Consider the following 25,348-nt stretch of genomic DNA (forward strand, 5'->3'; position numbering starts at 1 on the left):
TGCCGGCGAGACACCGATCAGCCCCCGCTCGAAACGTCCGGCCGGCCACGAACGCCGCTAGACCAGCCTCGCCGCGGCGCACGCGATTATCGCCGCGCCGGCGCCGATCACAAGGCCGCCGACGATCCGCGCGACGCGTTCGCCGCCCGGCGCCAGCCGCTCGGCGGCGACCGCCACGGTCACCGCGGCCATCACGCGCAGATCCATCATGCCGGCTACCAGCGCAGCGGCCATCAGGTTCCCGCAGCAAGCGCCGCAACGTAGCGCGGTTCGCACGCCGTACCACCACGCAACCGCGGCCGCTGCTCCCGCCCGCCGCGCGCTTGCGTCGTCCGGTGCATGCCGGCAACAGGCGAGCCGGCGCGCCTTCCAACCCGACAACTGCAGCACGCCCGCGCCGAGCACGACCGCGCCGGCCGCGAACGGCATCGCGGCGGCGAGCGCGGGCAGCCGCGCGGCCGCCGCCGCCAATGCTGTGCCACCAGGAAACAGCATCGCGCCGAGCGCCATCCACACGGAGAAGTACCCGGCGCCCATGACCGCGACCCACCATGCCGCACGCGCCTCGCCCACCGGGCCAAGGCTCTGCCGGTATCGCCAGAGCACCGGCGCCAGCACCGGCAGCATCATCGCCACCGTCATCGCGCCCCACATGCCTGCGAACGCGGCGAACGCGCGCCCTGCCCGCCATCCGCACGGTCTGAGCCATCCGGCCGACAGCGTCCAGTCGCCCGCCATCGGCATGCCGCCCATCGCGTTCATCGATGCGTGCTGCGCGAGCGTCGCCCAGATGGCGGCGCCCAATACCGTGACGAGCACGGCGCCGAATGCACGCCGGCCACCGCCCGCAGTGCCGGCCGCAGCCGGTTTCGTCGCCGCGCTCATCGTCCGCCCCCCGCTGGCCGGCCCGCGCTCAACCGAGCGCGTATTCGTCATGGCGGCGCCACCACACGCCCCTCTCGTTGCGCCCGAGCGGCGCTCGATCGAGCCACTGGTACATCCCCCACAGCCCGTCGAGCCCGCGTGCGTATGTCGAATACGTGTGATAGACGACGCCGTCCTCTCGCACGAACGCGCTCATCCCCGGCCGGTCGCGCGCGTACGTGGCGGCGTCGGTGCCGCAGGTCGCCGCGAACTGGGCGACGGCCGCCGGCGGCGGGTCCATGTCCATCGCGTGACCGGCCCGCGCATAGTTGTATTCGACGTCGCCTGTGCGTTGCTGCGTTTCGGTGAACGACACGTTGAAGTCGAAATTGAACTCGCCGCCGTCCGATGACGCCCACGGAAAATGCCAGCCCATCCGCCGCCGGTACGCGAGCAGCTTTGCGAGCGGCGCGCGCGACACCGCCGCGAGCGTCACGTCGTGGTTCGCGAGATGGATCGCAAAGCCGTCGAAACCGTCGGCGAGCGCCGAGCACGACGGGCAGCCGGCCTTGTAGTCGGGGCCGAACATGAAGTGATAGACGAGCAGTTGCGAGCGGCCGCCGAACAGGTCGTCGAGTGTCGCCGGACCGTCCTCGGTGTCGAACCGGTAAGCCTTGTCGACGCGCACCCATGGCAGTGCCTGGCGACGCCGCGCGAGTTCGTCGCTCTGCCGCGTCAACGTCTTTTCCGCATCGAGCAGCGCGCGGCGCGCAGTCAACCATTCGGCGCGCGTTCCGGTGAGATGGTTCGTCATTGCGGGTTCCTCCTTTCGATGGATATCCGGGCACGGCGCAACTGCCGTGTGCGTGGTGCTAGATTAGGGCCGGGCATCGGACCGGAGGGAGTGACAACTGTGTCGGGATTCGGATGGATTCGCTGATCACGGCCGCCGCGCGCGCGCTCGCGGCAGGCGATCCGCTCGGTGCGCTGAACCGCGTTGCACTGCGCGACGACGCGCCGGCGCTCGCGTTGCGCGGAATCGCGATGGCCCAACTCGGCGATTTCGAGCGCGCGCGGGCGCTCGTGCGCGGCGCGGCACGCGCGTTCGGCGCGAAGGAAGCCGTCGCGCGGGCGCGCTGCGTCGTCGCGGAAGCCGAAATCGCGCTGGCGTCTCGCGACCTCGGCTGGCCATCGTGCGCCCTCGAAGCCGCCTGCGCGACGCTCGACGCGCACGGCGATCGCGCGAACGCCGCGCACGCGCGCTATCTCGGCGTGCGCCGACTGCTGCTGATCGGACACGTCGACGATGCGGAGCGGCAGCTCGCGAACCTCGATCCCGCACCGCTGCCGGCCGCATCGCGCGCGGCCCACGAACTGATCGCGGCCGGCATCGCGATGCGCCGCATCCGCCCGCGCTTCGCGCGCGCGGCACTGGCCCGTGCCCGCGCGGCCGCACAGGACGCCGGCATTGCCGCGCTGACGGCCGAAGTCGAGACGGCCGCACGCATGCTCGATACGCCGGCCGCGCGACTCATCGCGCGCGGGGCGTCGCGGCTCGTGCTGCTCGACGAGGTCGAGGCGCTGCTGGAATCGAACGCGCTGGTCGTCGATGCATGTCGCCACGCTGTACGCGATGCACGCACGACCGTGTCGCTCGCGCGTCCGGTCGACGAACGCCACGCGGCCGTGCTGGCGCTGCTCGCGGACGGCGAGGCGTGGTCGAGTTCCGCGCTCGCGCTCGCGCTCGGCGCGAGCCAGCGCACCGTGCAGCGCGCGCTCGACGCGCTCGCCGAAGCGGACAAGGTTCGCGCGCTCGGGCGCGGTCGCGCGCGCCGCTGGATGACGCCGCCGCTGCCCGGATTCGCGACGACCTTGTTACTCCCCGCACCGCTGCCGGGCGATTAGGATGGGCACACCAACGACGAGGTGACAGACATGAGACGCTCCACCGCAGACATCCTCCGCGAATACGGCCCGTTTCCGGGCGTCGACGGCGTGCACGGCGTCACGTTCGACGGGCAGCGCATCTGGTTCGCGTCCGGCGACAAGCTGAACGCGCTCGACCCGGAACGCGGCACGACCGTGCGCGCACTCGACGTCGCCGCGCACGCGGGCACCGCGTTCGACGGGCGTCACTTGTTCCAGATCGTCGAGGACCGCATCGAGAAGATCGATCCCGATTCGGGCCGCGTGCTCGCGACGATTCCGGCGCCCGGCGGCGGCGCTGATTCGGGGCTCGCGTGGGCCGAAGGCACGCTGTGGGTCGGCCAGTATCGCGAGCGCAAGATTCATCAGGTGGATCCGCAATCGGGCGCCGTGCTGCGCACGATCGCATCGAACCGCTTCGTCACCGGCGTGACATGGGTCGATGGCGAGCTATGGCACGGCACCTGGGAAGCAGACGAGAGCGAGCTGCGGCGGATCGATCCGCGCACCGGGCAAGTGCTCGAACAGGTCGACATGCCGACGGGTATCGGCGTATCGGGGCTGGAATCCGACGGTCGCGACCTCTTCTACTGCGGCGGCGGCAACAGCGGCAAGCTGCGCGCGGTGCGCCGCCCTGCGCGAGCACCCGCGGACGGCGACAATGCTTCGGCATCCGAGCAGGCCGAGCGCTGATCCCCGATCATCGACGGGCCGCCCGGCCCGCCGCAATTCCCGGCAAACACCCGAATGGATCGCGACGGCTCCCCCCGCCGATCCCGGACCGCGCCCGCTCCCGAGTGCAGGAATGAACAAGACGCTGTCGCGCCGCCGTCGTTAAGATGCGCGCTCGTCAGTCATTTGTTCGGAGCAGTCGATGCAGCGCGGTGTGGTGTATGGCGTCCTCGCGGGCGCGTTGTGGGGGATGGTCTTTCTCGTGCCACGGCTGATGACCGACTTCTCGCCGCTGCTGCTGAGCGCGGGCCGCTACGCGATGTACGGCCTCGTGTCGCTGGCGGCGGCACTGCCGGCCGTCCGTTCGCTGCTCGCGCGGTTGACCCGCGAGGATCTCGTCGCGCTCGCGAAGCTCGCGCTGATCGGCAACGTCGCGTACTACATGCTGCTGTCCGGCGCCGTGCACCTGATTGGCATCGCGCCCAGCTCGCTGATCGTCGGCGTGTTGCCCGTGACCGTCACGCTCGCCGGCCTCGGCGACCGGGGCGCGATGCCGCTGCGCCGCCTCGCCGCCCCGCTCGCGCTGGTGATCGCCGGCATCGTCTGCATCAACGTCGACCTCTTCACATCGGAAGCCGCGCACGCGACAACGCTCGGCCAGAAGCTCGCCGGCATCGCGTGCGCGACCGGCGCGCTCGCGAGCTGGACCTGGTACGCGGTCGCGAACACGCGCTACCTGCAGCGTCACCACCATTTCGGCGGCAACGAGTGGTCGGTGCTGTGGGGTGTCGTGACGGGCCTGATCGGCGGCCTGTGCTGGCTCGCGATCCTCGCGCTGCCGGCCGGCACGGTCCAGGCGGCGGTTCCGGCATCGCGCTGGCAACTGTTCTGGCTGCTGAACCTCGTGCTCGCGATCGGCGCGTCGTGGCTCGGCAACGGACTGTGGAATGCGGCATCGAAACGGCTGCCGCTCACGCTGTCCGGCCAGCTGATCGTGTTCGAAACGGTGTTCGCGATGCTCTACGCATTCGTCTACGACCAGCGGATGCCGCGCGTGCTCGAGATCGCGGCGCTCGCGCTGCTGCTGGCGGGCGTCTACGGGTCGGTGCGCCGGCACGGCGACACGCACGCGGGCAGCGACACGCCCGGCCGCACGACCGCGAACGCGAACGCGAACATCACGGCCCACTGAGCGCGTGCGAGCCTGGTCTGACGAATCGGGACAAAAGCAGAGGAAGCGATACTGGCGCGCCGCGTCAGCGCGCGTCCTTGTGCATCCACTTGCGGCCCTCGATGGAGCCCTCGCGGCGGGTCTTGTCGACGCGCCGCTGGCGCGCGAGCTTCGGATCGACGATCAACGGGCGGTAGATCTCGACACGGTCATGATCGGCGAGCGGCGCGTCGAGCGGCGCGAGCTTGCCGAACACGCCGGTTTTTGCGTGCGCGAGGTCGATTTCCGGGTGCAGCGCGAGCACGCCGCTCGCGTCGATCGCCGCGCGCACCGTCGCGCCTTCGGGCAGCGACACCGGAATCAGCGTCTGGCGATCCGGCAGCGCGTAACAGACTTCGATCGACAGCATCGCGTCACCCCTTCCCGTAGCGCTGATCGGCGCGCTTGACGAACGAATCGACGAACGTGTTCGCGATATGGCTGAACACGGGCCCGATGATCTTCTCGAGCAGGATGCTCGAGAACTCGTAGTGCAACGCAAACTCGATCTTGCATGCGTCGGAGCGCAGCGGGATGAAGCGCCACGAACCGGTGAACTTCTTGAACGGGCCGTCGGCAAACTCCATGTCGATCCGCGTCGGGCGCTGCTGCGTGTTGCGCGTCGCGAAATGCTGCTTGATGCCCTTGAAGTTGATGTCGATGCGCGCTTCCATCCCGCTGTCGTCCTGACGGCGAATCTCGACGCCGCCGCACCAGGGCAGGAAATTGGGGTAATCGGCCACGTCGGTGACGAGGTCGAACATCTGTTCCGCCGAATGGCGGATCAATACGGTTTTCTGGACATCTGCCATAAATCGCGCGGCATCGCTCAAGGTAAGAACGCAAGCCGGGCGATTCCCGCCCCGCTTTGCTAAAATCGTGATTTTAAACGAGTTGGCTCGATCCTTTCATGAGCATCATCGACAACAGGAAAGCGCACTTCGATTATCACATCGAGGAACGCTACGAGGCGGGGCTCGTGCTGGAGGGCTGGGAAGTCAAGGCGCTGCGCGCCGGACGCGGCCAGATCAAGGAAGGCTACGTCGTGGTCAAGAACGCCGAGATCTTCCTGATCGGCACCCACATCAGCCCGCTGCCCGAAGCCTCGACACACATCAAGCCCGATCCGGTCCGCACGCGCAAGCTGCTGCTGCACCGCGACGAAATCAAGAAACTGATCGGCAAGGTCGAGCAGCGCGGCTACACGCTCGTGCCGTTGAACTTCCACTACAAGGGCGGTCGCGTGAAATGCGACATCGCGCTCGCGAAGGGCAAGAAGCTGCACGACAAGCGCGAAACCGAGAAGAAGCGCGACTGGGAGCGCGAAAAGGCCCGCATCATGCGCGCCGGCGCCTGACGCGCGACGCCCCCGCATCGCAAACGACACGGCCCGCTCGAAGCGGGCCGTGTCGCGTTGTGAGCCGTGATGCGTTCATGCGCCGATCGAGCAGCCGCCCACGGTCCCTGATGAAACCCTGCGCCGCCCTCGTCATCCGAGCAGGATCGCGACTCCATGGCGTGACGATTCGCCACATGCCGGCCGCACGCAACGGCCGGACGGCTCACTGAGCGTCGCGCGCACTCAGCCCTTCCCGCCTGCGGCCGGCGCCGCGTTCTTGACGATCGAGAGCGCCGACGCGATCGCGGTGCCGAGATCCGACAGGTTCGACGGCACGATCAGCGTATTGCCCTGTTTCGCGAGGTTCGAGAACGCGCCGACGTACTGCTCGGCAACCTTAAGGTTCACGGCATCCATCCCGCCCTGCGACTGGATCGCGTTCGCGATCTTCTGGATGGCCTGCGCGTTCGCCTCGGCCACCGCGAGAATCGCTGCCGCCTCGCCCTGCGCCTGATTGATCGCGGCCTGCCGCTCGCCTTCGGACTTCTGGATCGCCGCTTCGCGCGCGCCCGACGCGAGGTTGATCTGCTCCTGCTTGCGGCCCTCGGAAGCGGCGATCAGCGCGCGCTTTTCCCGCTCGGCGGTGATCTGCGCCTGCATCGCGTGCAGGATCTCCTTCGGCGGAGTCAGGTCCTTGATCTCGTAACGCAGCACTTTCACGCCCCAGTTCGCGGCGGCCTGGTCGAGCGCCGACACGATGTTGTGGTTGATGAAGTCGCGTTCCTCGAAGGTCTTGTCGAGTTCGAGCTTGCCGACGACCGACCGCAGCGTCGTCTGCGCGAGCTGCGTGATCGCGAGCACGAAGTTGCTCGATCCGTACGAGGCCTTCATCGGATCGGTCACCTGGAAGTACAGCACGCCGTCGACCTGCAACTGCGTGTTGTCGCGCGTGATGCAGATCTGGCTCGGCACGTCGAGCGGAATTTCCTTCAGCACGTGCCGGTAGGCGATCCGGTCGACGAACGGCAGCACGATATTGAGACCGGGCGACAGCGTCGCATGATAGCGCCCGAAGCGTTCGAGCACCCACGCATGCTGCTGCGGCACGATCTTCACCGTCTTCGACACGATCACGATGGCGATGACGAGCAGGACGACCCAGATGATCAGCGAATCCATGAATTGTTCCTCCTTGTTGTTGTATCAGCGGACGATCAGCCCGCGGGTTTCGCTACGACCACGAGACAGTTGCCGCGCACGGCGCGCACTTGGTACACGCGCGCATCGTCGCGCTCGCCGTGCGCGAGTTCGACGTCCCAGTCGGCGCCGCGATATTGCACGCGCGCGCGGCCGTCATGCCACGCGTCGACCGTGACGGTCGAGCCGATATCGAGATTGACGTCGGGATTCGTCGACGTGTCGCGCTTCTGCTTGCGCCCGAGCCCCGACCGACGCAGCACGATCATCGCGATGATCGCGACCGCGGCGGCCACGCCGAACTGCACGTGCGGCGCGAAACCGGCCAGTTGCAGCACTCCGCCCGCGAGAAAGCCGAGCGCGATCATCAGCAGATAGAACGTGCCGGTCAGCAATTCGGCGACGACCAGCACGCCGACTCCGACCCACCAGAACAGATGCCCCGACATCATTGTGGTCTCCAGAAAAACGCTCCCGTACGCACACTATATTCTTCGCTGCCGCGGGCGGATGCGACCGGCACGTCCCGATCGTCCGAGCGCCGCGCCGTTACGTACCCACAAACAAAAACACCCCGGTGCTTACCGGGGTGTTTATAACACGAACCTTGCATTCTGCCTTCAACGCAGGCGCGGCGGACCGCGCTTGCGCCGAACGGACATTACCGACCGTTACTTCCGGTTGGCGAGCGCCTGCCACGTATCGATGATCGTGTCCGGGTTCAGCGAGATCGAGACGATGCCTTCGTCGGTCAGCCATTGCGCGAAGTCCGGGTGATCGGACGGGCCTTGACCACAGATACCGACGTACTTGCCCATCTTGCGGCAGGTATCGATCGCACGCTTGAGCAGGAACTTGACGGCCGGGTCGCGTTCGTCGAAGTCGACCGCCAGCAGCTCCATGCCGGAGTCGCGGTCGAGGCCGAGCGTGAGCTGCGTGAGGTCGTTCGAACCGATCGAGAAACCGTCGAAGTGCTCGAGGAACTCTTCGGCGAGGATCGCGTTGGTCGGGACTTCACACATCATCACGAGACGCAGGCCGTTCTCGCCGCGCTTCAGGCCGAACTTCTCGAGCAGGCCGACAACGCGCTCCGCCTGCTTCACGGTCCGCACGAACGGCACCATGATCTCGACGTTGGTCAGGCCCATCTCGTCGCGAACGCGCTTCAGTGCACGGCACTCCATCTCGAACGCCTGTGCGAAGTCTTCGGCGATGTAGCGCGACGCGCCGCGGAAGCCCAGCATCGGGTTTTCCTCGTCCGGCTCGTAGCGCGAACCGCCGATCAGCTTCTTGTACTCGTTCGACTTGAAGTCGGACAGACGCACGATCACGGGCTTCGGATAGAACGCGGCTGCGATCGTCGCGACACCTTCCGTCAGCTTGTCGACGTAGAACTGGCGCGGCGACGCGTGACCGCGTGCGACGCTCTCGACCGCCTTTTTCAGGTCCTGGTCGATGTTCGGGTACTCGAGGATCGCCTTCGGATGCACGCCGATGTTGTTGTTGATGATGAACTCGAGACGCGCGAGACCAACACCACCGTTCGGCAGTTGCGAGAAGTCGAACGCGAGTTGCGGGTTGCCGACGTTCATCATGATCTTGACCGGGATTTCCGGCAGCTCGCCACGCTGCACTTCCGTGACTTCCGTCTCGAGCAGCCCGTCGTAGATCTTGCCTTCGTCGCCTTCCGCGCACGACACCGTGACGAGCGCGCCGTCCTTCAGCACGTCGGTCGCGTCGCCGCAGCCAACGACTGCCGGCACGCCGAGCTCACGCGCGATGATCGCCGCGTGGCAGGTCCGGCCGCCACGATTCGTGACGATTGCCGCCGCGCGCTTCATCACCGGCTCCCAGTTCGGGTCGGTCATGTCCGCCACCAGCACGTCGCCCGGCTGCACGCGTTCCATTTCCGACGGATCCTGGATCACGCGCACGGGGCCCGCACCGATCTTCTGGCCGATCGCACGGCCGGTCGCCAGCACCTGCGACTGACCCTTCAGCTTGAAGCGCTGCTCCGCCTTGCCGCTCGCCTGGCTCTTCACCGTTTCCGGACGCGCCTGCAGGATGAAGATCTTGCCGTCGCGACCGTCCTTGCCCCACTCGATGTCCATCGGACGCTGGTAGTGCTTCTCGATGATGACCGCGTACTTCGCCAGCTCGATCACGTCTTCGTCGGTGATCGAGTAGCGGTTGCGCTGCTCGTGCGGCACGTCGACCGTCTTCACGCGGCCCGGCTCGCCCGGCTGCGTGAATTCCATCTTGATCAGCTTCGAGCCGATCGAGCGGCGGATGATCGGGTACTTGTCCTGCGCGAGCGTCGTCTTGAACACATAGAACTCGTCCGGGTTCACGGCGCCCTGCACGACGGTTTCGCCCAGGCCGTAGCTCGACGTGATGAACACGGCGTCCTTGAAGCCCGATTCGGTGTCGATCGTGAACATCACGCCCGCCGCACCGACGTCCGAGCGGACCATGCGCTGCACGCCGGCCGACAGCGCGACTTCGGCGTGCGTGAAGCCCTTGTGCACGCGGTACGAGATCGCGCGGTCGTTGTACAGCGACGCGAACACGTGCTTCATGCGATCGAGCACGTCGTCGATGCCGACGACGTTCAGGTACGACTCCTGCTGACCGGCGAACGATGCGTCGGGCAGGTCTTCCGCGGTGGCGGACGAACGCACGGCGAACGACAACTCGCCCGGCGAGCCGTTCTTCAGGATCTCGAACTGTGCGCGGATTTCCTGCTCGAGGCGTGCCTGCAGCGGCGCGTCGACGATCCACTTGCGGATTTCGGCACCGGCTTCGGCGAGCGCCTTCACGTCGTCGATGTCGAGCGACTCGAGACGCTTGGCGATGCGATCGGTCAGATCGTTGTGCTTGAGGAAATCACGGAAGGCGAGCGCGGTCGTGGCGAAACCGGTGGGTACGCGAACGCCTGCCTCGGAAAGCTGGCTGATCATCTCGCCGAGCGACGCATTCTTGCCGCCCACGATCTCCACATCGGTCATCCGCAACTGCTCGAACGGGATTACATACGCCTGGTCCTTTGCGACGTTTGCTGCGTTAGTCATACAAGCCCCTAAGTGTGAAAAAAATGCTCGATTGCGCAAGTGGGCTCGGACGCGGGCGCTTGCAAAAAGGCGCGGCGCGTCTTGCGCAACCTGTTGGAGAAACAATCGCAGTGGCGGAAAATCTTCCGACCCGATTTGTAAAAATCCCGGCAGAAGGGCGATATATTCAGACGAATCGCCGAACTTGCCGGGAGTTTTCAATCGATCACGGCAAGCCCGCGGTGCCGTTCGCACCGTGCCCCCGCAATTGCTTATCCAACAGGTTGCCGCTATTCTACCGTGCCGGATGCCGGATGTGGCGCGACCTTGTCACTGCGTCTGGAGGCAGACCTCCAGCCGCCCCGCGCAACCGCCCTTCACGTTCGACGCCCAGATTCATGCTGCCTACCGTTTTCATCGTCTCCGACGGCACCGGGATTACTGCCGAAACCTTCGCGCACTCGATCCTCTCGCAGTTCGACCAGAAATTCCGCCTCGTGCGCTTGCCGTTCGTCGACTCGCTCGACAAGGCCTTTGCGACAGTCGAGAAGATCAACGAAGCCGCGGTGCACGACGGCCGCCGCGCGATCGTATTCACGACGCTCGTCGACAGCGAGTCGAACGACATCGTCAAGCGCTCGAACGCGCTCGTACTCGATATGTTCCAGCGCTTCGTCGAGCCGCTCGAGCAGGAACTGGAGCTGAAGTCGAGCCACGCGATGGGCCGCGGCCACCAGAACGCCGATACCGAGGAATACAAGACGCGGATCGAGGCGATCAACTTCTCGCTCGCGCACGACGACGGCCAGTCGAACCGCAACCTGTCGGAAGCCGACGTGATCCTGGTCGGCGTGTCGCGCAGCGGCAAGACGCCGACGAGCCTGTACCTCGCGATGCAGTACGGCGTGAAGGCCGCCAACTACCCGCTGATTCCGGAAGACTTCGAGCGCGGCAAACTGCCGTCGGCGCTGTCGCCGCATCGCGACAAGCTGTTCGGGCTGTCGATCGACCCGCAGCGCCTGTCGGAGATCCGCAACGAGCGCCGCCCGGGCAGCAAGTACGCGGCGCCAGAGAACTGCCGCTACGAGATCAACGAGGCCGAGGCGATGATGCGTCGCGAAGGGATCAAGTGGCTGTCGTCGACGCACAAGTCGATCGAGGAGATCGCCACGACGATCCTGCAGGAAATCCGTCTCGACCGGCAGTCGTACTGACGATTTGCCCGCCAGGCCATCGCCGGAAGCAAAAAGGCCGCGTCGAACGCGGCCTTTTTTCATGGTGCGGGATGCGACGCGCGGACAACGCCGTGCGTCGAGTCGTCATGTCATGCGCGCCGCTGCTGCCGCACCTGCTCGAACAGGCACACCGCCGCCGCTGCCGCGACGTTCAGCGACTCCATGCCCCCCGGCTGCGGGATCGTCACGCGATGCGTGGCCGCGTCGCGCCAGAACGCCGACACACCGGCGCCCTCGTTGCCGAACACCCATGCGACGGGTCCGGACAGGTCGCAGTCGTAGACGAGCTGCGCGCCGTGTGAATCGGTCAGCGCGACGGGCACGTCGAGGCGCGCGACCAGCGCGTCCGGCTCGACGTCTTCGTGGATCGACAGCAGGAAATGCGCGCCCATTGCCGAACGCAGCACCTTCGACGACCACGCATAGGCGGTGCCCGGCGCGCAGAACACGTGCCGCGCGCCCGCGGCCGCCGCGCTGCGCAGGATCGAGCCGACGTTGCCGGCGTCCTGCACGCCGTCGAGCACGACCGACGTGTGCGTGACGCGCTCCGGCAGCGGATGCACGGGCCGCTCGACGAGCAACAGGAAACCAACCCCGCTGACCACGTTCGACAGTTGCCCGAACAGCGCGTCGGGCAACGTGACGACCCGCTGCGCGTCGACGCGCGCGATGATCGCCTGCGCTTCGTCGTGCGCGAGCGCGCCTTCGGTCGCGACGCACAGTTCGGGCGCAGCGCCCGTGTCGAGATACGCGCTTGCGAGGTGGAAACCCTCGAGCAGCGCCTGCCCGCCGCGGCGCTGCTGGGACGTCGAACCCGCGAGCGCCTTCAGGCGCTTGTACAGCGGGTTGTCGCGAGAAGTAATGCTTTTCATCGAATCAGGTCAAGTGCCGCGCGCACCGGCGCGAACGAGCGCCGATGGGCTTCGCACGGGCCGTGCTCGCGCAGCGCGGCAAGGTGTTTCTCGGTGCCGTAGCCGGCATGCACGTTGAAGCCATATACCGGGAAGCGTTCGTGCAGCTCGACGAGCATGCGGTCGCGCGCGACCTTCGCGAGGATCGACGCGGCCGAGATGCTCGGCACGAGCGCGTCGCCGCTGACGATTGCCTCGGCACGCACCTTCAGCGTCGGGCAGCGATTGCCGTCGATCTGTGCGAGCGTCGGCAGCACCGACAGGCCTTCGACGGCCCGCTTCATCGCGAGCATCGTCGCGTGCAGGATATTGAGCGTATCGATCTCGTCGACGCTGGCCGATGCGACGCAATACGCGCGCGAGCGCGCAACGATCAGGTCGTACAGCGCGTCGCGCTTTTTCGCGGACAACGCCTTCGAATCGTCAAGCCCGTCGATCGGCTGCGCGGGATCGAGGATCACCGCGGCGGCGACCACCGGCCCGGCGAGCGGGCCGCGGCCCGCTTCGTCGACGCCGCAGACGATCTCGTCGGGCCGGCTGAAGTCGAAGCCGCCCTGCACGTCGGTCGACGCGCGGCGGCGTGGTGCACGAGCGGCCGTCATGCGCGCCCCTGGCGTTGGTCCAGGACCCGCACGACCGCTTCGGCCGCCTTCGCGGCTGTGTTCTGCCGCAGCGAGAGATGCATTTCGGTAAACACTTCGGTCAGCGTGCGGCGGTTCGCGTCGTCGCGCAGCTGCGTGAGCGTCGCATCGGCGAGCGCCTCGGGCGTCGCGAAATGCTGCAGCAGCTCGGGCACGACGAAGCGCCCCGCCAGGATGTTCGGCAAGCCGACGTACGGCAGATAGCCCTGCCGGCGCATGATTTGCCCGGTCAGCCAGGGCACCTTGTACGAGATCACCATCGGCTTCTTGAGCAGCGCGGCTTCAAGCGTGACGGTGCCGCTCTTCACGAGGATCGCGTCAGCAGCGGTCATCGCGACCTGCGAGCGGCCGTCGGTGATCGTCAGCGCGAGCTGTGGATGCGCGTCGACGAGCGGCTGCAGCAGTTCGCGCAGCGCAGGCGTCGCCGCCGGCATCACGAACCGCACGCCGGGCTCGCGCTGCTGCATCAGCGCCATCGCTGCGAAGAACGTCGGGCCGATCAGCCCGATCTCCGAGCGCCGGCTGCCCGGCAGCACCGCGATCACGGGGCCGTCAACAGGCAGGCCCAGCGCGATGCGCGCGCCGTGCGTGTCGGGCTCGAGCGGAATCTCGTCGGCCAGCGGATGGCCGACATACGTCGACGCGACACCCGCCTTGTCGAGGATCGCCGGTTCGAACGGGAACAGGCACAGCATGTGGTCGACGGACTTCGCGATCTTCTTGATCCGTCCGCCGCGCCACGCCCAGATCGACGGGCACACGAAGTGGATCGACGGGATGCCCGCGTCGCGCGCGGCCTGCTCCACGTTGAAGTTGAAGTCGGGTGCATCGACGCCGATGAATGCGTCGGGCCGCTCCGCGAGCAGCTGCCGCTTCAACTCGCCGCGAATCCGCAGGATCTCGGGAATCTGGCCCAGCGCCTCGACGTAGCCGCGTACCGTCAGCTTGTCCATCTGCCAGTGCGAGTCGAAGCCGTGCGCGAGCATCCGCTGCCCGCCGATCCCGTAGTAGCGTGTCGACGCGGGCAGCCGCTCTTGAAGCCCGCCGAGCAACGACGCCGCGAGCAGATCGCCCGACGGCTCGCCGGCCACCATCGCGAGCCGGAGCTGATTGGTCGGGAGCGACATCGCTTAGCGGATGATGCCGCGTTGGGACGCGTCGATGAACGCGACGAGCGCGGTAACCGCCGCATCGCCTTCGCCGCCCGCGGCCGCCAGCTCGCGCAACTGCACCTTCGCTTCCTCGAGCGACAGGCCGTTCTTGTACAGCAGACGGTACGCGCTGCGCAGCGCCGAGATCGCGTCGGGCGAGAAACCGCGCCGGCGCAGCCCTTCGACGTTGATGCCGTGCGGCTCGGCCTTGTTGCCGGCCGCGATCACGAACGGCGGCACGTCCTGCACGAGCGCCGATGCGCCGCCCAGCATCGAATGCGCACCGATGCGCACGAACTGGTGCACGCCCGACATCCCGCCGACGATCGCCCAGTCGCCGATCTCCACGTGACCGGCCATCTGCGCATTGCTCGACAGAATCACGTTGTTGCCGACGCGGCAGTCATGACCGATGTGCACATAGGCCATGATCCAGTTGTCGTCGCCGAGCGTCGTCACGCCGGCGTCCTGCACGGTGCCGGTGTGGATCGTCGTGAATTCGCGGATCGTATTGCGGTTGCCGATCACGAGCTTCGTCGGCTCGTCCTTGTACTTCATGTCCTGCGGACGGCCGCCGACCGACGCGTAATGGCCGATGCGGTTGTCCTCGCCGAGCGTCGTGTGACCTTCGATCACGCTGTGCGAGCCGATCGTCGTACGCGCGCCGATCGTGACGTGCGGCCCGACGATCGCGTACGGCCCGATCTCGACGGACTCGTCGATCTGCGCGCCCGGTTCGACGATCGCGGTAGGATGAATCCTGGTCATGCGCCGTTGCCTCTCGATGTGATGTGTCGCGTTGCTCGCGTTACGTTACCCATGCGTGCCGCGTCGCTCAGGGCGCCGCGTCGGCCGTCTTGACCGTGCACATCAATTCGGCTTCCGCCGCCACCTTGCCGTCCACTTCCGCCACCGCCTTGAACTTCCAGATGCCGCGGATGTAGCGTTCGAACGTCACGTTCAGAATCAGCTGGTCGCCCGGTTCGACCACGCGCTTGAAGCGCGCGCCGTCGATGCCGACGAAGTAGTACAGCGTGTTTTCCGGATCCTTCGGCTGCTCTTCCGCGAACGTCAACAGTGCGGCCGCCTGAGCGAGCGCCTCGAGGATCAGCACACCCGGCATCACCGGCCGCTTCGGGAAGTGCCCCTGGAAGAACGGCTCGTTGATCGACACGTTCTTCAGCGCTTTGATTCCCTTGTGCGGCTCGAGTTCGAGCACGCGATCGACGAGCAGAATCGGATAGCGATGCGGCAGCAGCGTGAGGATCTTGTGGATGTCGAGATTGATTTTTTCAGTGCTCATGATGGTTCGTCTCACGCAGAAGCTGCGCGGTGGTAATGCAAAGGCTGAAGCGGGCCGCCGCGCGGCCCAGTCTGGCAAACCGGGCCGGATGCGCTGGCCGTGCCCGGTTCGTGGTCTCGCATGGTGTCAGGCGTCCGTGCCGCCCTGGGCGGCCAGCGCGGTTTCGAGCGCCTTGATGCGGTCGCGCAGCTTGTCGAGGTTGCGCACGAGCGCAGCGCTCTTGTTCCATTCGCCGTGGTCGACGGCCGGGAATGCGCTCGTGTAGATGCCGGCCTTCGGCAGCGACTTCGACACACCCGAATTCGCGGTGATGATGACATAGTCGCCAAGCGTCACGTGGCCGGCGATCCCGGCCGCGCCGCCGATCATGCAGTGGCGGCCAATCGTCGTGCTGCCCGCGATGCCCGCCTTGCCGGCGATCACCGTGTAGGCCCCGATCCGGCAGTTGTGGGCGATTTGCACCTGGTTATCGATCTTCACGCATTCCTCGATGACGGTGTCCGCCATCGCGCCGCGGTCGATCGTCGTGTTCGCGCCGATCTCGACGTCCGGGCCGATCGATACGCCGCCGACCTGCGGGATCTTGACCCAGCTGCCGGTGCGCGCATCGCCGTCGCCGACAAAATCCGGCGCGAAGCCGAAACCGTCGGAGCCGATCACCGCGCCCGCATGGATGATCGCGCGCGGGCCGATCTTGCAGCCGTGATACACCGATGCGTTCGGATAGATGTGCGAGCCCGCGCCGATCGTCGTGCCGCGTCCGACGAACACGTTCGCGTCGAGCTGCACGCCGTCCTCGATCACCGCGCCGGCCTCGACCGTCACGTGCGGGCCGATCACGGCGCTCGCGGCGACCTGCGCGGCCCGGTCAATCGTCGCGCTCGGATGCACACCGGCCGCGCGCGGCGGCGTGGCGAGATCGATGAACATCTGCGCGACGCGCGCAAAGTACGCGTACGGATTCGGCGTCACAATAAAGTTGCGGCCGTCAGCGGCCGCGCCGAGCTTTTCGAGATCCTTCGGCGCGATCAACACCGCGCCGGCGCGGGTCGTCTCGACCTGCGACAGGTACTTTGGATTCGCGAGAAACGCGAGTTGCTGAGGGCCTGCCTGGTCGAGCGGCGCGAGGCCGCCCACCTTGCACTGGGCGTCGCCGGCGATCTCGCCGCCGAACCGCTTTACGAGTGCCTCAAGCGTCGATGCCATTCGTCGTCTGCTCCGTTCAGTTCGTCGAGCCGGACGCGAGCGCCTTGAGCACCTTGTCGGTGATGTCGATGCGCGGACTGACGTACACGGCTTCCTGCACGATCAGGTCGTAATTCTGCTGCTCGGCGATCTGCTTGATGACCTTGTTCGCGCGCTCCAGCACCGCCGCGAGTTCCTCGTTGCGGCGCTGGTTCAGGTCTTCGCGAAACTCGCGCTGCTTGCGCTGGAAATCGGTATCGAGCTGCGCGAGATCGCGCTGCTTCTGCGCGCGATCGGCCGCCGACAGCGACGCACCGTTCTTGTCCAGCGAGTCGGACATCGACTTCAGACGCGCCGCGAGGTCCTGCAGATCCTTGTCGCGCTTCGCGAACTCGGCTTCGAGCTTCGTCTGCGCCGCCTTGGCGGGCGCCGACTCGCGCAGGATCCGATCCGAATTGACCGCCGCGATGCGGGCGACGTCCTGAGCATGTGCCGTCGCCGCGCCCAAGGCCAGCGCAACGGTCAGCGCACACATCACTCGTTTCGAAAACTTACCGGTTAGCAAAATTACCCTCTCGTTGCTGTTGTCATGCGTTCGATCAGAACGCCGTCCCGATCTGGAACTGGAATTTCTGGTACTGGTCGCCTTCATGCTTTTGCAGCGGGAAGCCGAGGCTCAGCTTCAGCGGGCCGATCGGCGAGATCCATGCGAGACCCACGCCGTAGCCGTAACGCAGGCCGTTCGCGCCGGTACTCGTGCCGCCCGGCGCGTTGCCCCACACGTTGCCGCCATCGAGGAACGTGAACACGCGCAGCGTGCGGTCGTAGCCGGTGCCCGGCAGCGGGAACGTCAGCTCGATGTTGCCGACCACCATCTTCGAACCGCCGATCGGGTCGTTCGTCTTCGTGTCGCGCGGGCCCAGCGAGCTCGGCTCGTAGCCACGCACCGAGCCGATACCGCCCGCGTAGTAGTTCTTGAAGATCGGGTACGGGTTGCCGATGCCGTTGCCGTAGCCGCCTTGCAGGTTCAGGCCCAGGATGAAGCCGCGTGAGAACGAATAGTAGTACTGCGCCTGCAGGTCGGCCTTGTAGTACTGGATCTTGCCGACCGGCACGCCGTATTCGACGTTCGCCTGCGTGAAGTAGCCGCGGCTCGGGATCAGCGCGCTGTCACGCGCGTCGCGCGACCACGCGACCGTCAGCGGCACGGTGTTCGATACACGGCCGAACTCGTTCACGTAATCCTGGTAGCTTTGCGGCGTGTTCGAGTCGACGTCGAGACGGTTCTGCTCGAAGCCCGCGCCGAAGTAGACGGTGTCGACTTCCGAGAACGGAATGCCGAACTTCAGGTTGCCGCCCGCGCTGATGATCCGGAAGCTCGAGCTCGTCGAATAGTAGAGCGGCTGGTACGTCCGGTAGTAGACGTCCGTGATCCGCTTGATGCCGTCGACCGTGAAGTACGGGTCGACCTGTGTGACGGTCAGTGTGCGGTAGCTCTTCGCGGTGTTGACGTTCACCGACAGGCTCGTGCCCGAGCCGAACACGTTGTCCTGCGAAACACCGGCCGACAGCACCACCTTGTCGGTCGACGAGAAGCCCGCGCCCAGCGTGATCGCGCCGGTCGGCTTTTCATCGACCTTCACGTTCACGTCGACCTGGTCATTCGTGCCTTCGACGGGCACCGTCGTCACGTCGACGTTGGTGAAGTAGCCGAGACGGTTCACGCGGTCCTTCGACAGCGCGAGGCGGTTCGAATCGAACCACGAGCTTTCGAGCTGGCGCATTTCGCGGCGCACGACCTCGTCGCGCGTACGCGTGTTGCCGACCACGTTGATGCGGCGCACGTACACGCGGCGGCTCGGATCGACGACGAGATTCAGGTTCACCTTGTGGTTCGCCTGGTCGATGTCCGGCTGCGCATTGACGGTCGCGAACGCGTAGCCGTATTCACCGAGCTTGTCGACGATCGACTTCGTCGTCTGCTGAAGCTTTTCGGCCGAGAAGCGATCGCCCGGCTTGATCTTGATCAGCTTGTTCAGTTCGGCTTCGCGATCGAGCAGGTTGCCCGACAGCTTGATGCCCGACACCGTGTACGGCTCGCCTTCGTGCAGCGTGACCGTCAGGTACATGTCCTTCTTGTCGGGGGAGATCGACACCTGGGTCGACTCGATGTTGAACTCGAGGTAGCCGCGGTTCAGGTAATACGAGCGCACGGCCTCGAGGTCGCCCGTCAGCTTTTCCTTCGAGTACAGGTCGTTCTTCGTGTACCAGGAGAACCAGTTCGGCGTCGACAGCTGCATCTCGTCGCGCAGCGTGCTGGTGCTGAACGCCTTGTTGCCGATGAAGTTGATCTGGCGGATCTTCGCGCTCGGGCCTTCGGCGACCGCGAACAGGATCGACACGCGGTTCGCGTCGACCGGCGTGATCGTCGTCTTGACCTCGGCCGCATAGAAACCGCGCGTCAGGTACTGACGCTTGAGCTCCTGCTCCGCCTTGTCGACGAGCGCCTTGTCGTAGTAGCGGCCGTCGGCCAGACCCACCGCGCGAAGCGCCTTCGTCAGGTTGTCCTTGTCGAATTCCTTCGTGCCGGTGAAGTCGATCGACGCGATGGCCGGACGCTCCTGCACCTGCACGATCACGACATTGCCCTGGGTGGCAATGCGCACGTCGTTGAAGAAACCCGTGGCATACAGCGCGCGGATTGCTTCGGATGCCTTGTCGTCGGTGAAGGTATCGCCCTGCTTGATCGGCAGGTAGGCGAACACCGAACCCGCTTCGACGCGCTGCAACCCCTCGATCTTGATGTCTTGCACCACGAACGGTGCCGCTGCATGCGCCGCGAGGCCGTGCGCGGCGAGCGCGGCCGCTGCAACTGTCTTAGGTACAAAGCGATGAGGTTTGAACAACGTGCATCCCCAATATTTAGCTGCATCAAATCAGGCGGCGGCCGACTGGCCGCCGCCTGACGCTTCAGAAATGGATTAACCGAGCCAGGTCGTTGAACAGCGCGATCGCCGACAACGCGACGATGCAGATCAACCCGGCTCTTTGCAGAATCAGCTGCCAACGCTCCGAGACGGCTTTCCCGGTCGCGGCTTCAACCAGATAATATAACAGATGCCCCCCGTCCAAAACGGGAATCGGCAGCAAGTTCAGCACCCCGAGGCTAATGCTGACAAGGGCGAGGAACGACAGGAAGGCCGACGGACCGAGCCGCGCGCTCTTGCCCGCGTAGTCGGCAATCGTCACCGGGCCGGACAGATTCTTCAGCGACGCATCGCCCGTGATCATCCGCCCGAACATCTTCAGCGAATAAACCGCGATGTCCCATGTGCGATGCGCGCCGAGCCGCAGACTCTCGATCGGCCCATAGCGCACGTCGACCGACGGCGTGTGCATCGACAGCGCCGCGCCGATGCGGCCGACCTGCTGCCCTGTTTCATCGTCGCGCTGCGCCTGCGGCACGATCGACACCGTCCGCGAAACGCCACCCCGCTCGACCTGCAGTTCGACCGCCTGACCTGCATGGTGCTTCACCGCATCGATGAAGCGCGATGCGCCGCCGATCGGATTGCCGTCGAGCGCCAGCAGCTTGTCGCCGGCTTTCAGGCCCGCCTGCTCTGCCGCGCTGCCGGGCTGCACCGACGCCACCGACAGCGTGCCGCCGCCGGTCTCGAAGCCCAGGTGCATCATGAAATCATCGTCGAGCTGGCTTTCGGGGACATTGCGCAGGTCGACGCGGAAATCGAACGTCGACGCACCGCCGTCGCGCGCGCCGAGCACGACCTCGCGATGATCGAACGCGGCGGACAGCAGCTTCCAGCGCAGGTCCGACCACGAGCGCACCGGCACGGCCTCGCCGCCTTGCGTGTCGCCTTCGCGCACGTCGCGTATCGATACGATCGTTTCGTTGCCGTCGAACCCCGCGCGAGCCGCCACCGTGCCGGCGGCCGGCGGTGCGAGCACCGCGGCCGGCTCGGTCACGCCGGTTGCGAATACAGCGGAAAACAGGACGATTGCCAACAGGAAGTTCGCGATCGGGCCGGCGGCGACGATCGCGATGCGCTTGAACACCGATTGCCGGTTGAATGCCTGATCGAGTTCCTCGGGCTTGATGGCCGGCCCGGGCTCACGCTCGTCGAGCATCTTCACGTAGCCGCCGAGCGGCAACGCGGAGAGCGTCCACTCGGTGCCCGTCTTGCGGCTGACCCACCGCGCGACGGGCTGACCGAAGCCGATCGAGAAACGCAGCACCTTCACGCCGCACCAGCGCGCGACGCGATAATGTCCGTACTCATGCACGACGACCAGCACCCCGATCGCCACCGCAAACGCGATCAGTTCGACCAGCACGTTCATGAGCACCTCATTCAGACAGCGCGCTCCACGCGTGGCGCAGGCGCTTTCGCAATGATCTCGGCGGCGAGGCGGCGCGCCTCGGCGTCCGCCGCAAGGACGTCGTCGAGCCCGTTCGGGTTACGGTTCGGCAGTGCGTTGAGCACCGCATCGACTGTCGCCGCGATCGCCATGAAGCCGATCCGGCGCTCGAGAAACGCTTCGACCGCGATTTCGTTCGCCGCGTTCAACGCCGCGCTCGCGATACCGCCCTCCTCGAGCGCCTTCAGCGCGAGCGCGAGGCACGGGAAGCGCGTGTAGTCGGGCTTCTCGAACGACAGCTGCGCGATCTGCGCGAGGTCGAGCTGGTCGACACCGGCGTCGACGCGCTCCGGGAACGCCAGCGCGTGCGCGATCGGCGTGCGCATGTCGGGGTTGCCGAGCTGCGCGAGCACCGAGCCGTCGCGGTACGACACGAGCGAATGGATCACGCTCTGCGGGTGGATCAGCACGTCGATCCGGTCGCCCGGCAGGCCGAAGATCCAGTGCGCCTCGATCACTTCGAGGCCCTTGTTCATCATGGTCGCGGAGTCGACGGAAATCTTGCGCCCCATCACCCAGTTCGGGTGCTTGCACGCTTCGTCCGGCGTCACGTCGACGAGCGTGGCCGGCTCGCGCGTGCGGAACGGGCCGCCCGATGCGGTCAGGATGATCTTCGAGATCCCGCCGTGCTCGTTCTCGTCGCGCGGCATGCACTGGAAGATCGCGTTGTGTTCGCTGTCGACCGGCAGCAGGATCGCGCCATGGTCGCGCACGGCGTCCATGAAGATCGCGCCCGACATCACGAGCGATTCCTTGTTCGCAAGCAGGATGCGCTTGCCGGCGCGCGCGGCCGCAAGGCTCGGCGCGAGGCCGGCCGCGCCGACGATCGCGGCGACGACCGTATCGCAGCCGTCGCTCTTCGACACGTCGACGAGCGCCTGCGGCCCGTACAGCACCGTGGTCTTGCTGCCCGCCGCACGCAGTTTCGCCTCGACGTGCGCCGCGGTGTTCGCATCGCCGACCACCGCGATTTCGGGTGCGAAGCGCAGGCACTGCTCGACGAGCTTGTCGCCGTTGCGATGCGCGGTCAACGCATAGACCGAGAAACGCTCGGGATGGCGGGCGACCACGTCGAGCGTGCTGTCTCCGATCGAGCCCGTGGAACCGAGCAGTGTCAGACGTTTTTGCATAGCAGAAATAGTGGTTTAACCAAGCAGCAGCATTGCGAGCGGCAGCACCGGCAGCAGCGCGTCGACGCGGTCGAGCACGCCGCCGTGACCGGGCAACAGGCCGCTCGAATCCTTCACGCCCGCCTGACGCTTGAGCAGCGACTCGAACAGGTCGCCGATCACGCTGTAGACGACCAGCAGCGTCAGCGCGGCCCACGCCCCGGGCATTCCGTAGCGCGCGGCGAATGCGGAAAACAGGGTCGGTTCGAACCAGTGCGCGGCCATCGCGACACCCGCGACGACCATCACGGCGAGCCAGCCGCCGACCGCACCTTCCCAGCTCTTGCCGGGACTGATCGTGACGGCCAGTTTACGCTTTCCGAAAGCCTTGCCCGCGAAGTATGCGCCGATATCGGCCAGCCAGACGACCAGAAGCAGCGACAACACGAACGAAACGCCCTGCGCACGCGCTGCGACGACCGCGTGCCAGCAGGCCGCGAACACCACGAGCCCGGCCGCGAGCAGGAACGGCCGCCACACGCCGCCCGCGAGCTCCGGCTTGCGCCGCAGCGAGAACGGGCCGACCAGCAGCCAGAACACGCCGGCCGCCATGAAAAGGGGCCGGGACGAAGCGGCTTCGACGCCGAGCGGCGCGGTCGCCGCGAGCGCCAGTGCCGCGACGATCGCGTAGACGATCGAACCGGTCGCGCCGAGCTTGAGCAGGCGCGCCCACTCCCACGCGGCGAACACGAGCACGACGCCGATCAGCGCGCCGAACGCTGCGAGCGGCGCGAACAGCGTCACCGGCAGCAACACTGCCAGCATCACGACCGCCGTGATCACACGGGTCTTCAGCATGAAAGGGAATCGGCGTTCTGCGATTGCGGTTCGAGCTGCGCGCTGGTGCGCCCGAAACGACGCTCGCGCTCGGTATACGACGCGATCGCGTCGGCCAGCGCCGCGCCGTCGAAATCGGGCCAGTATTTGTCGGTGAAATAGAATTCGGCGTATGCGAGCTGCCACAGCAGGAAATTGCTGACGCGCTGCTCGCCGCCGGTGCGGATGAAGAGATCGGGCTCCGGCGCATAGGCCATCGCCAGATGCGGCGCGAATGCGTCTTCGGTCACATCGACCTCGCGCCCCTCGCGCACGGCCTGCTCGACGAGTTTCTTCGTCGCCTGCAGGATGTCCCAGCGGCCGCCGTAGTTCGCGGCGATCGTCAGGGTGAGACGGGTGTTGCGCGCCGTCTTGGTTTCGGCGCGCCGGATCAGTTCGCGGATGCGCGGCTCGAAGCGCTCGAGATCGCCCACCACCCGCAGGCGGATCCCGTTCGCATGCAGCTTGCCGATCTCGCGCTCGAGCGCGGTGATGAACAGGCGCATCAGGAACGACACTTCGTCGTTCGGCCGGCGCCAGTTTTCCGAACTGAACGCAAACAGCGTCAGGTATTCGACGCCGGCGCGCGCGCAGCCTTCGACCACCGCCCGCACGGCGTCCACGCCGCGGGTGTGCCCCGCGACGCGCGGCAAGCGGCGTTCGGTCGCCCAACGGCCGTTGCCGTCCATGATGATCGCGATATGACGCGGCACGGCGCCGACGTCAGGCACGCGAACAGTAGAGCTGGTATAGGTCATGGCCGTTGAGACAGTAATGCGGGAAGAAGGCGGCGCGCGAGAACGGTCGTCAGACCGTCATGATCTCGGCTTCCTTGGTCTGCACGAGCTTGTCGACTTCGGCGACGTGCTTGTCGGTCAGCTTTTGCACGTCGTCGCTCGCACGGCGCTCGTCGTCTTCCGAGATTTCCTTGTCCTTCACGAGCTTCTTGAGCGCTTCGTTCGCATCGCGGCGCAGGTTGCGGATCGCGACCTTGGCCGTTTCGCCTTCGCTCTTGACCACCTTGGTCAGCTCGCGGCGGCGCTCTTCCGTCAGCGCGGGCATCGGCACGCGGATCAGGTCGCCGGCGGTTGCCGGGTTCAGGCCGAGGTCGGCTTCGCGAATGGCCTTCTCGACCTTCGCGACCATGTTCTTTTCCCACGGCTGCACGCCGATCGTGCGTGCATCGACGAGCGTCAGGTTCGCAACCTGCGAGATCGGCACCATCGAACCGTAGTAGTCGACCTGCACGTGATCGAGCAGACCGGTATGCGCACGGCCCGTACGGATCTTCGCCAGATCGTTCTTGAACGCTTCGATCGAGCGTTGCATCTTCTGCTCTACGCCCTTCTTGACATCAGCGACACTCATTTCAACCTCCAAACCTTCCAACCTTCAAAGAACGCGGGTCCCGCCCGGCGCGCCACGCGCCGCGGCCGACGACCCACGCCGCTTGCCCGCATCCGCGGGAGTTTACACGTGGACGAGCGTACCTTCGTCCTCGCCCAGCACGATACGCTTGAGCGCGCCCGGCTTGTTGATCGAAAACACGCGAATCGGCAGCTTCTGGTCGCGGCACAGCGCGAAGGCCGTCGCGTCCATCACCTGCAGATTGCGGCTGATCGCCTCGTCGAAGCTGATCGTCGTGTAGCGCGTGGCCGACGGATCCTTCTTCGGATCGGCAGAATATACGCCATCGACCTTGGTCGCCTTCAGTACGACCTCGGCGCCCACTTCCGAACCACGCAGCGCGGCGGCCGTGTCCGTCGTGAAGAACGGGTTGCCCGTGCCGGCCGCGAAGATCACGACCTTGCCTTCCTCGAGCTGGCGGATCGCGCGAGGCCGGATGTACGGCTCGACGACCTGGTCCATGCGCAGCGCCGACTGTACGCGCGCGACGATGCCGGCGTGGCGCATCGCGTCCTGCAGCGCCAGCGCGTTCATCATCGTCGCCAGCATCCCCATGTAGTCGGCCGTCGCGCGGTCCATGCCGGCCGCGCCACCCGCGACACCGCGGAAAATGTTACCGCCGCCGATCACGACGGCGAGTTGCGTACCGAGACCCACGACTTCGGCGATATCCGCCACCATCCGTTCGATCGTCGCGCGATTGATGCCGAAGGCATCGTCGCCCATCAGCGCTTCGCCGGAGAGTTTGAGGAGGACGCGTTTATAGGCATTGGACATAGGGGCTTCCGAGCGACGAGAGGATGACAACCACGAACTGTAGGGGCGAAATACTGAT

Annotated in this window: 26 protein-coding genes; 5 read left to right on the top strand and 21 right to left on the bottom strand. The window is 66.3% G+C overall.

The genetic code is table 11. The features are described 5' to 3' along the window. Window positions 1–57 precede the first annotated feature (57 nt). Both WI26_RS09460 and WI26_RS09465 read right to left on the bottom strand, forming a co-directional pair. Window positions 58–885, bottom strand: a complete 828-nt coding sequence (locus WI26_RS09460; protein ID WP_069225818.1) for a DUF2182 domain-containing protein — start codon at window positions 883–885, stop codon at window positions 58–60. 28 nt (window positions 886–913) lie between these two features. Then, window positions 914–1,678: a DUF899 domain-containing protein gene (locus tag WI26_RS09465; protein ID WP_069225819.1), complete on the bottom strand. Its 765-nt coding sequence runs from the start codon at window positions 1,676–1,678 to the stop codon at window positions 914–916. Window positions 1,679–1,791: 113 nt separating this feature from the next. On the opposite strand from WI26_RS09465, the gene WI26_RS09470 reads away from it, so the two are divergent. The 3 genes from WI26_RS09470 to WI26_RS09480 all read left to right on the top strand — a co-directional run bounded on the left by WI26_RS09470 (window position 1,792) and on the right by WI26_RS09480 (window position 4,654). Then, window positions 1,792–2,769 (top strand): DNA-binding protein, encoded by a 978-nt coding sequence (locus WI26_RS09470; protein ID WP_069225820.1) that lies wholly within the window; start codon window positions 1,792–1,794, stop codon window positions 2,767–2,769. Between the two features lie 30 nt (window positions 2,770–2,799). Then, complete coding sequence (locus WI26_RS09475) at window positions 2,800–3,483, top strand: glutaminyl-peptide cyclotransferase (protein WP_069225821.1); 684 nt, start codon at window positions 2,800–2,802, stop codon at window positions 3,481–3,483. Between the two features lie 181 nt (window positions 3,484–3,664). Beyond that, window positions 3,665–4,654 carry a DMT family transporter gene (locus WI26_RS09480; protein WP_069225822.1) on the top strand — a complete coding sequence of 330 codons (990 nt, stop codon included), beginning with the start codon at window positions 3,665–3,667 and terminating at the stop codon, window positions 4,652–4,654. Window positions 4,655–4,718: 64 nt separating this feature from the next. Here WI26_RS09480 and WI26_RS09485 read toward each other — a convergent pair whose 3' ends face one another. Together WI26_RS09485 and WI26_RS09490 are read right to left on the bottom strand one after the other, a co-directional pair. Further along, window positions 4,719–5,042 carry an RnfH family protein gene (locus WI26_RS09485; protein WP_059450006.1) on the bottom strand — a complete coding sequence of 108 codons (324 nt, stop codon included), beginning with the start codon at window positions 5,040–5,042 and terminating at the stop codon, window positions 4,719–4,721. Window positions 5,043–5,046: 4 nt separating this feature from the next. Next, window positions 5,047–5,484: a type II toxin-antitoxin system RatA family toxin gene (locus WI26_RS09490; RefSeq protein WP_059450007.1), complete on the bottom strand. Its 438-nt coding sequence runs from the start codon at window positions 5,482–5,484 to the stop codon at window positions 5,047–5,049. A 98-nt stretch (window positions 5,485–5,582) separates the two neighbouring features. On the opposite strand from WI26_RS09490, the gene smpB reads away from it, so the two are divergent. Next, window positions 5,583–6,029 (top strand): SsrA-binding protein SmpB, encoded by a 447-nt coding sequence (gene smpB / locus WI26_RS09495; protein ID WP_059464267.1) that lies wholly within the window; start codon window positions 5,583–5,585, stop codon window positions 6,027–6,029. 225 nt (window positions 6,030–6,254) lie between these two features. On the opposite strand, the gene WI26_RS09500 is transcribed toward smpB, so the two are convergent. From WI26_RS09500 to ppsA, 3 genes are all read right to left on the bottom strand, one after another. Next, complete coding sequence (locus WI26_RS09500; protein ID WP_059464266.1) at window positions 6,255–7,190, bottom strand: SPFH domain-containing protein; 936 nt, start codon at window positions 7,188–7,190, stop codon at window positions 6,255–6,257. A gap of 35 nt (window positions 7,191–7,225) precedes the next feature. Further along, complete coding sequence (locus WI26_RS09505; RefSeq protein WP_059464265.1) at window positions 7,226–7,660, bottom strand: NfeD family protein; 435 nt, start codon at window positions 7,658–7,660, stop codon at window positions 7,226–7,228. 219 nt (window positions 7,661–7,879) lie between these two features. Beyond that, entirely contained in the window at window positions 7,880–10,279 is a 2,400-nt protein-coding gene (ppsA, locus tag WI26_RS09510; RefSeq protein ID WP_069225823.1) for a phosphoenolpyruvate synthase, read from the bottom strand. A 377-nt stretch (window positions 10,280–10,656) separates the two neighbouring features. Here ppsA and ppsR point away from each other — a divergent pair, with 377 nt between their 5' ends. Next, entirely contained in the window at window positions 10,657–11,472 is an 816-nt protein-coding gene (gene ppsR, locus WI26_RS09515; protein ID WP_059450011.1) for a pyruvate, water dikinase regulatory protein, read from the top strand. Window positions 11,473–11,582: 110 nt separating this feature from the next. Here ppsR and WI26_RS09520 read toward each other — a convergent pair whose 3' ends face one another. The 14 genes from WI26_RS09520 to pyrH form a co-directional block, all read right to left on the bottom strand. After that, window positions 11,583–12,365 carry a TrmH family RNA methyltransferase gene (locus tag WI26_RS09520; protein WP_069225824.1) on the bottom strand — a complete coding sequence of 261 codons (783 nt, stop codon included), beginning with the start codon at window positions 12,363–12,365 and terminating at the stop codon, window positions 11,583–11,585. Continuing rightward, complete coding sequence (gene rnhB, locus WI26_RS09525) at window positions 12,362–13,006, bottom strand: ribonuclease HII (protein ID WP_069225825.1); 645 nt, start codon at window positions 13,004–13,006, stop codon at window positions 12,362–12,364. The genes WI26_RS09520 and rnhB overlap by 4 nt, the downstream gene beginning before the upstream one ends. Continuing rightward, window positions 13,003–14,172: a lipid-A-disaccharide synthase gene (lpxB, locus tag WI26_RS09530; RefSeq protein WP_069225826.1), complete on the bottom strand. Its 1,170-nt coding sequence runs from the start codon at window positions 14,170–14,172 to the stop codon at window positions 13,003–13,005. The genes rnhB and lpxB overlap by 4 nt, the downstream gene beginning before the upstream one ends. A 3-nt stretch (window positions 14,173–14,175) precedes the next feature. Further along, window positions 14,176–14,964, bottom strand: coding sequence for an acyl-ACP--UDP-N-acetylglucosamine O-acyltransferase (lpxA, locus tag WI26_RS09535; RefSeq protein WP_059464260.1), 789 nt, complete (start codon window positions 14,962–14,964; stop codon window positions 14,176–14,178). A gap of 67 nt (window positions 14,965–15,031) precedes the next feature. Continuing rightward, window positions 15,032–15,499 carry a 3-hydroxyacyl-ACP dehydratase FabZ gene (gene fabZ / locus WI26_RS09540; RefSeq protein WP_006495559.1) on the bottom strand — a complete coding sequence of 156 codons (468 nt, stop codon included), beginning with the start codon at window positions 15,497–15,499 and terminating at the stop codon, window positions 15,032–15,034. Between the two features lie 126 nt (window positions 15,500–15,625). Further along, window positions 15,626–16,705 (bottom strand): UDP-3-O-(3-hydroxymyristoyl)glucosamine N-acyltransferase, encoded by a 1,080-nt coding sequence (lpxD, locus tag WI26_RS09545; protein WP_069225827.1) that lies wholly within the window; start codon window positions 16,703–16,705, stop codon window positions 15,626–15,628. Between the two features lie 16 nt (window positions 16,706–16,721). Then, the gene (locus WI26_RS09550; RefSeq protein WP_040144479.1) at window positions 16,722–17,219 is read right to left on the bottom strand and encodes an OmpH family outer membrane protein; all 498 of its coding nucleotides are present in this window, start codon (window positions 17,217–17,219) and stop codon (window positions 16,722–16,724) included. A gap of 64 nt (window positions 17,220–17,283) precedes the next feature. Then, the gene (gene bamA, locus WI26_RS09555; protein WP_044843770.1) at window positions 17,284–19,590 is read right to left on the bottom strand and encodes an outer membrane protein assembly factor BamA; all 2,307 of its coding nucleotides are present in this window, start codon (window positions 19,588–19,590) and stop codon (window positions 17,284–17,286) included. Window positions 19,591–19,654: 64 nt separating this feature from the next. Further along, window positions 19,655–21,043, bottom strand: coding sequence for an RIP metalloprotease RseP (rseP, locus tag WI26_RS09560; protein ID WP_059464258.1), 1,389 nt, complete (start codon window positions 21,041–21,043; stop codon window positions 19,655–19,657). 11 nt (window positions 21,044–21,054) lie between these two features. Next, complete coding sequence (locus WI26_RS09565; RefSeq protein ID WP_059450019.1) at window positions 21,055–22,251, bottom strand: 1-deoxy-D-xylulose-5-phosphate reductoisomerase; 1,197 nt, start codon at window positions 22,249–22,251, stop codon at window positions 21,055–21,057. Window positions 22,252–22,266: 15 nt separating this feature from the next. Beyond that, a complete protein-coding gene (locus tag WI26_RS09570; protein ID WP_059913828.1) occupies window positions 22,267–23,088 on the bottom strand; it encodes a phosphatidate cytidylyltransferase in 822 nt (273 codons plus the stop codon). After that, on the bottom strand, window positions 23,082–23,864 hold the full coding sequence (gene uppS / locus WI26_RS09575; RefSeq protein ID WP_006758563.1) for a polyprenyl diphosphate synthase: 783 nt from the start codon (window positions 23,862–23,864) through the stop codon (window positions 23,082–23,084). Before uppS ends, WI26_RS09570 begins: the two co-directional genes overlap by 7 nt. Before the next feature lie 49 nt (window positions 23,865–23,913). Continuing rightward, the gene (gene frr, locus WI26_RS09580; protein ID WP_006483822.1) at window positions 23,914–24,474 is read right to left on the bottom strand and encodes a ribosome recycling factor; all 561 of its coding nucleotides are present in this window, start codon (window positions 24,472–24,474) and stop codon (window positions 23,914–23,916) included. Window positions 24,475–24,576: 102 nt separating this feature from the next. Further along, window positions 24,577–25,290 (bottom strand): UMP kinase, encoded by a 714-nt coding sequence (gene pyrH, locus WI26_RS09585; RefSeq protein WP_011885142.1) that lies wholly within the window; start codon window positions 25,288–25,290, stop codon window positions 24,577–24,579. Window positions 25,291–25,348: the final 58 nt, after the last annotated feature.

Origin of the sequence: Burkholderia diffusa (genome assembly GCF_001718315.1) — a bacterium.
GTDB lineage: Bacteria > Pseudomonadota > Gammaproteobacteria > Burkholderiales > Burkholderiaceae > Burkholderia > Burkholderia diffusa_B.

Coding starts and splice junctions, on each gene's coding strand:
- WI26_RS09460 (WP_069225818.1), bottom strand. CDS start 885: ATGAGCGCGGCGACGAAACCGGCTGCGGCCGGCACTGCGGGCGGTGGC.
- WI26_RS09465 (WP_069225819.1), bottom strand. CDS start 1,678: ATGACGAACCATCTCACCGGAACGCGCGCCGAATGGTTGACTGCGCGC.
- WI26_RS09470 (WP_069225820.1), top strand. CDS start 1,792: ATGGATTCGCTGATCACGGCCGCCGCGCGCGCGCTCGCGGCAGGCGAT.
- WI26_RS09475 (WP_069225821.1), top strand. CDS start 2,800: ATGAGACGCTCCACCGCAGACATCCTCCGCGAATACGGCCCGTTTCCG.
- WI26_RS09480 (WP_069225822.1), top strand. CDS start 3,665: ATGCAGCGCGGTGTGGTGTATGGCGTCCTCGCGGGCGCGTTGTGGGGG.
- WI26_RS09485 (WP_059450006.1), bottom strand. CDS start 5,042: ATGCTGTCGATCGAAGTCTGTTACGCGCTGCCGGATCGCCAGACGCTG.
- WI26_RS09490 (WP_059450007.1), bottom strand. CDS start 5,484: ATGGCAGATGTCCAGAAAACCGTATTGATCCGCCATTCGGCGGAACAG.
- smpB (WP_059464267.1), top strand. CDS start 5,583: ATGAGCATCATCGACAACAGGAAAGCGCACTTCGATTATCACATCGAG.
- WI26_RS09500 (WP_059464266.1), bottom strand. CDS start 7,190: ATGGATTCGCTGATCATCTGGGTCGTCCTGCTCGTCATCGCCATCGTG.
- WI26_RS09505 (WP_059464265.1), bottom strand. CDS start 7,660: ATGATGTCGGGGCATCTGTTCTGGTGGGTCGGAGTCGGCGTGCTGGTC.
- ppsA (WP_069225823.1), bottom strand. CDS start 10,279: ATGACTAACGCAGCAAACGTCGCAAAGGACCAGGCGTATGTAATCCCG.
- ppsR (WP_059450011.1), top strand. CDS start 10,657: ATGCTGCCTACCGTTTTCATCGTCTCCGACGGCACCGGGATTACTGCC.
- WI26_RS09520 (WP_069225824.1), bottom strand. CDS start 12,365: ATGAAAAGCATTACTTCTCGCGACAACCCGCTGTACAAGCGCCTGAAG.
- rnhB (WP_069225825.1), bottom strand. CDS start 13,006: ATGACGGCCGCTCGTGCACCACGCCGCCGCGCGTCGACCGACGTGCAG.
- lpxB (WP_069225826.1), bottom strand. CDS start 14,172: ATGTCGCTCCCGACCAATCAGCTCCGGCTCGCGATGGTGGCCGGCGAG.
- lpxA (WP_059464260.1), bottom strand. CDS start 14,964: ATGACCAGGATTCATCCTACCGCGATCGTCGAACCGGGCGCGCAGATC.
- fabZ (WP_006495559.1), bottom strand. CDS start 15,499: ATGAGCACTGAAAAAATCAATCTCGACATCCACAAGATCCTCACGCTG.
- lpxD (WP_069225827.1), bottom strand. CDS start 16,705: ATGGCATCGACGCTTGAGGCACTCGTAAAGCGGTTCGGCGGCGAGATC.
- WI26_RS09550 (WP_040144479.1), bottom strand. CDS start 17,219: ATGTGTGCGCTGACCGTTGCGCTGGCCTTGGGCGCGGCGACGGCACAT.
- rseP (WP_059464258.1), bottom strand. CDS start 21,043: ATGAACGTGCTGGTCGAACTGATCGCGTTTGCGGTGGCGATCGGGGTG.
- WI26_RS09565 (WP_059450019.1), bottom strand. CDS start 22,251: ATGCAAAAACGTCTGACACTGCTCGGTTCCACGGGCTCGATCGGAGAC.
- WI26_RS09570 (WP_059913828.1), bottom strand. CDS start 23,088: ATGCTGAAGACCCGTGTGATCACGGCGGTCGTGATGCTGGCAGTGTTG.
- uppS (WP_006758563.1), bottom strand. CDS start 23,864: ATGACCTATACCAGCTCTACTGTTCGCGTGCCTGACGTCGGCGCCGTG.
- frr (WP_006483822.1), bottom strand. CDS start 24,474: ATGAGTGTCGCTGATGTCAAGAAGGGCGTAGAGCAGAAGATGCAACGC.
- pyrH (WP_011885142.1), bottom strand. CDS start 25,290: ATGTCCAATGCCTATAAACGCGTCCTCCTCAAACTCTCCGGCGAAGCG.